A 4,682-nucleotide genomic window follows, 5' to 3' on the forward strand; every position below is an offset into this window, starting at 1 on the left:
TCCTCCTGCGGTACCGCAACGGCGGTGTCACTGCCCTGCATGTTCTCGCAGATGACGCGGTCGCAGTACGACGGTATGGCTGCGGCATCGGAAGAGAACGTGCTCGACATCCTGCAGCGGACTGGTGTCAGCGTGCTTTGGCGCGACAACAACAATGGCGGATGCAAGGGCGTGTGCGAGCGCGTGCCCACCGAAGACATGCCTCCACTGAAAGTGCCGGAATTGTGTGTCAACCGGGATGGCACCTGCCATGACGAAATCCTGCTGCACCAGCTGGGCGCGCGCATCGAGGCGATGCCGGGTGATGGGCTGATCGTGCTGCATCAGCTGGGCAGCCATGGGCCCACGTACTTTGAACGCTATCCGGCCGATGCCAGGACATTCAGCCCCACCTGCGCCAGCAACCAGATCCAGAAATGCAGCAATGAAGCGCTGGTCAACACCTACGACAATACGCTGGTCTATACCGACCGACTGCTGGGCAAGGCCATCGACCTGCTGCAGACCTACGCGGACCAGCGCGATGTGGCCCTGATCTATGTTTCCGACCATGGCGAGTCGCTTGGCGAGCACGGCCTGTATCTGCACGGGACGCCCTACTTCATCGCGCCACGGGAGCAGACCCAGGTGCCGCTGGTGATGTGGTTCTCTCCCGCCTTCGCGACCCATGCACGACTTGAGGTTGCCTGCCTGCGTCATGCTGCGGGCACCAGATCCTACAGCCACGACAATCTCTTCCACTCCCTGCTGGGGCTGTTCGATATCAGCAGCGGGGTTTACGAGCCGGGCCTGGATGTGTTCGCGGGCTGCCGCCTCCCCTAGCGCCGTCGACTGTCACAGTGTCTCCGCCAAACGCAGTACGTCCATGGGAAACGCGGCGTAATCGTCGAGCGGAGCGCTGTGGCTGTCCCGCCGGTGAATCTGCCTGACCGCGACCACGCCCTTGTCGGGAACAATGACCAGGTGCTGGCCGAGATAGCCGTTGGCTGCGTATGCCGCTACAGGCCCCCGGTCGATGTCGAAGATGTCGCTGAGTCTCAATCCGCGCCCGCTGATTTCGGCAGCGTAGCGCTGTGGCCAGGCAGGTCCCAGGCGTTCGGCCAGGAAGCTGATCAGCGCTGCCTTGCTGTCGAACAGACGGCCCTCGGTGGCCAGCAGCACCTCCTGCGTCCCAGCGTCCACGCTGCGGGCAGACAGGAGGGCTGCTGCCGCTGATTTCAGCCGGTAGTGCTCCCAAGCGGGGATGCGCCACCACAGCAGGCCGACATCGGGGGAGCGTGCGCTCTCGGCGGTCATCAACGCCACCGAGCGTTCGCTCAGCAACCGCTTGCCGTCCGGGGCGACGCCACCGGCCAGCATCAGTCGTCCGATCGCCGCCAGATCAGGGGCTGACAGCGATAGCCCGGCCATGCCCAAGGGCGTGCCGGCCTGATCCTTCATCCATGCATGGCGGGAGATGCCGAGTGGCTTGAACAGCCGCTCGTCCAGGTAGACATCCAGCGGCTTGCCGGCAAGCCGTTCGACGATGCCCGGCAGGAGATTGGTGGCCTTGTTGTTGTAAGCGAACGTGGTGCCTGGATCGGTGGACACCTCGGCCGCCAGCGCCAGCTTCACCAGATCCGGTGCGCCCTCCAGTTCCACACCGGCGTTGGCTACGTTCTGCAGTCCGGAGGTGTGGTCCATCAACATCCTGATCGTGATGTCCCGCTTACTTCCCTGCCGCCATTCCGGGTAAACAGTGCTGACCGGCTCGTCGATGGAAGCGAGCTTGCCGTCATCGAGCAGCAGCCCGATGGCCAGGGCGACGACGGACTTGGTCGCCGACATGAGGTGAATCCGTTCTTCACCGGCGGCGGGTGCGATCTGCAGCAGGACAGCGCCTTCTCGCTCAACGAAGAGCGCGTCGGAATGCGCATTGCGGGCATTCTGCTCGATCGCTGCAAGGGCGTCAGGCGTGTTGGCGCCGGCCACCCAGGGGCGCAACGCGAGGAAGACTATGCAGACGAATAAACAGGCTCTCATGGCGGGCTCCTCCATTGGGCAGGTACAGGATGACTACATTTGTAGTCATCGTGCAGTGCATGAAGTCATGCGCGATCGGGTGCCTTCACCCGCGCCCGGGCGGCGCATTCCAGGCGTCCGACGGCCTTTGTGCATAGGCGCGCACGAAGAGCGCGACCGTGGCATGGCTTCCGGACATGGGCGTTGCCGCATCTGGCAGGCCATGCTCTGCAAGGATGAGCCTGAGGAACTTCTCGCTGTCACTGGAATGCAGCGACCCTGCGGAGGCCGTCGCCATCGCCTGTTCGGCGAGATCGAAGTACGGCTGGAGCACCGCACGCCAGTGCTCCATGTAGACAGCACGGGCATGATCTGAACGCGAAAGCGCCCTGCAGAAAGCCTGGCATGAAGGGTTTGCCGCCAACCGTCCGATGCCATCGGTGATCCGCATCAGCGCATCGCCAAGATCCAACGTTCCACGCATGTGGAGCCCAGCAACCGGCAAGGATGCAAGATGGCTGTCCATGACCGCCCCGTAGAGCTGCGCCTTGTCACGATAGTGGGCATAGATCGTGACCTTGCTGACGTCGCAGGCCTCAGCGATGCGCTTCATCGTCGCGTTCTCAAACCCCTCTTCCGCAAACACAGTGCCGGCTGCATCCAGTATCCAACGTCGGCTCAACGCCCGTGCTCCTTCCCAGCGCAGGGCGGTTTTGCTTGGGAGGCCGCTGGAGCGAACCACGCTCACATCCGCCTGAACAATGCACTGGCATTCACGCCGCCAAAGCCAAATCCATTGGTCAACGCGAACTCGATCTCCGCCTTCCGCGGCCCGCCGGCGACGATCGAAAGCCCGTCTGCCAACGGATCCGGGCGGCCGAGGTTGAGCGTCGCCGGCGCGACCTGGTCGCGCAAGGCAAGCACCGTAAAGATTGCTTCGATGCCGCCAGCCGCCCCGAGCAGGTGCCCGGTGCTGGACTTGGTGGCAGAGATGAGAAGATCTGGACGGGCGCCGAACAAGGCACGCATGGCCGCGAGCTCTGCCCGGTCCCCCACCTGGGTCGAAGTCGCGTGCGCATTGATGTGGTCGATCTGCTCAGCGGAAATGCCCGCCTGCGCCAGCGCGATCTCCATCGCCCTGCGGGCGCCACTGCCGTCGTCGGGTCCCGCAGTCAAATGGTAGGCATCCGAAGTGGTGCCATAGCCGACCAGCTCGGCCAGCGGGGTGGCACCACGCGAGCGCGCGTGATCCAGCCGCTCGATCACCAGCAGCCCCGCCCCTTCGGACATGACAAAGCCGTCCCGCTGCTCATCAAACGGGCGAGAGGCTGCCTGGGGTGAGCCGTTGAACGACGTACTCAGTGCCTTGGCAGCGGCGAAGCCGCCCAGGCTGACCCGGTGCATCGCCGCCTCCGCACCACCGCACAACGCGATGTCCGCCTCGCCGGATCGGATGAGACGCGCCGCATCACCAATGGCTTGGACACCCGCCGCGCAGGCCGTGACGGGAGCGCCCTGCGGACCTTTGAACCCGTAACGGATCGATGCCTGCCCAGCCGCCATATTCGCCAGGAAGGTGGGTGCAGTGAAGGGCGACAACCGGCCAGGCCCTCGGCTTTCGGTGGTGTGGACCGCATTGACGATGGATCCAAACCCGCCGATCCCGGTGGCAATCACGGTTGCCGTTCGCAGCCGCCCACGCTCATCGGCTTCCCGCCAACCGGCCTGCTCAAGGGCTTCGTGGGCAGCGACCAGCGCGAACTCAACAAACCGGTCCATCTTCTTGAGGTCTTTCGGCGCGATGATGCCGGTCGAATCGAAACCCGCCTCAGGATCTTGAATGCGATCAGGCACGCGCCCGCCGACTTCGCATCCGGTTCCCGCCGCGAGATCAGGACCAAGCGACCCGATTCCGGAGCGTCCCGCCAGGAGGCGCGACCAGACGGTTTCCACCCCGCAGCCGAGTGGACTCACGACGCCCATTCCGGTCACCACGATGCGATCTTTGTCGGCGATTTTCATAGCTTATCTCTCATATGGAAGAGGTCCGGGCCAACGTCAGGCAACGCGGGTCTTTTCCGCTCGGACCTTGAACCAGATGGCATACATCGCCGGCAGGAACACCAGTGTCATGACGGTGCCGGCAATGGTGCCGCCAATCAGCGTGTAGGCAAGCGTTCCCCAGAACACCGAATGCGTCAGCGGAATGAACGCAAGCACCGCTGCCAGAGAAGTGAGGATCACTGGGCGGGCGCGGTGAACTGTCGCCTCGATGATGGCGTGGAAGGTATCCATCCCCGCCTCTTCGTTCTCGTGGATCTGGCCGATGAGGATGAGCGTGTTGCGCATCAGGATGCCCGACAATGCGATCAATCCAACCAGCGCGTTGATGCCAAACGGCTGCTGGAACAGCAGCAGGGTCGGCACCACGCCGATCAGCCCCAACGGACTGGTCATGAAGACCATGATCATCGCGGAGATGGAACGTACCTGCAGGATGATGATCAGCAGGGTCACCGCCAGCATGATCGGGAACAGCGGCAGCATCGCGCTCATCGCCTTGCCCGATTCCTCGATGGAACCGGCCTGGTTAATCGCGTAGCCCTCGGGCAGCGAGGCAATGAGCGGCGCAAGCTGCTTGCTGATAGCGGTGGATACATCCGGTGGCTGCAGTGCATCGT

Annotated in this window: 5 protein-coding genes; 1 reads left to right on the top strand and 4 read right to left on the bottom strand. The window is 63.7% G+C overall.

The features are described 5' to 3' along the window. On the top strand, positions 1-822 hold an 822-nt coding region (locus AB4Y84_RS13615; protein WP_442250285.1), incomplete at its 5' end, for a phosphoethanolamine transferase. Between the two features lie 12 nt (positions 823-834). Here AB4Y84_RS13615 and AB4Y84_RS13620 read toward each other — a convergent pair. The 4 genes from AB4Y84_RS13620 to AB4Y84_RS13635 all read right to left on the bottom strand — a co-directional run. Continuing rightward, positions 835-2,022, bottom strand: a complete 1,188-nt coding sequence (locus AB4Y84_RS13620; protein ID WP_312106685.1) for a serine hydrolase domain-containing protein — start codon at positions 2,020-2,022, stop codon at positions 835-837. Positions 2,023-2,107: 85 nt separating this feature from the next. Beyond that, positions 2,108-2,683: a TetR/AcrR family transcriptional regulator gene (locus AB4Y84_RS13625; RefSeq protein WP_312106683.1), complete on the bottom strand. Its 576-nt coding sequence runs from the start codon at positions 2,681-2,683 to the stop codon at positions 2,108-2,110. Positions 2,684-2,745: 62 nt separating this feature from the next. Next, the gene (gene fabF / locus AB4Y84_RS13630) at positions 2,746-4,023 is read right to left on the bottom strand and encodes a beta-ketoacyl-ACP synthase II (RefSeq protein ID WP_367785126.1); all 1,278 of its coding nucleotides are present in this window, start codon (positions 4,021-4,023) and stop codon (positions 2,746-2,748) included. Between the two features lie 36 nt (positions 4,024-4,059). Then, a partial coding sequence (locus AB4Y84_RS13635; RefSeq protein ID WP_442250286.1) for an efflux RND transporter permease subunit occupies positions 4,060-4,682 on the bottom strand: 623 nt, incomplete at its 5' end.

The sequence above is a fragment of the Stenotrophomonas sp. 2YAF22 genome (assembly GCF_052114665.1).
GTDB lineage: Bacteria > Pseudomonadota > Gammaproteobacteria > Xanthomonadales > Xanthomonadaceae > Stenotrophomonas > Stenotrophomonas indicatrix.

What these genes read in the sequence shown, in the direction of transcription:
- AB4Y84_RS13620 (WP_312106685.1), bottom strand. Translation starts at nt 2,022, where the DNA reads ATGAGAGCCTGTTTATTCGTCTGCATAGTCTTCCTCGCGTTGCGCCCC.
- fabF (WP_367785126.1), bottom strand. Translation starts at nt 4,023, where the DNA reads ATGAAAATCGCCGACAAAGATCGCATCGTGGTGACCGGAATGGGCGTC.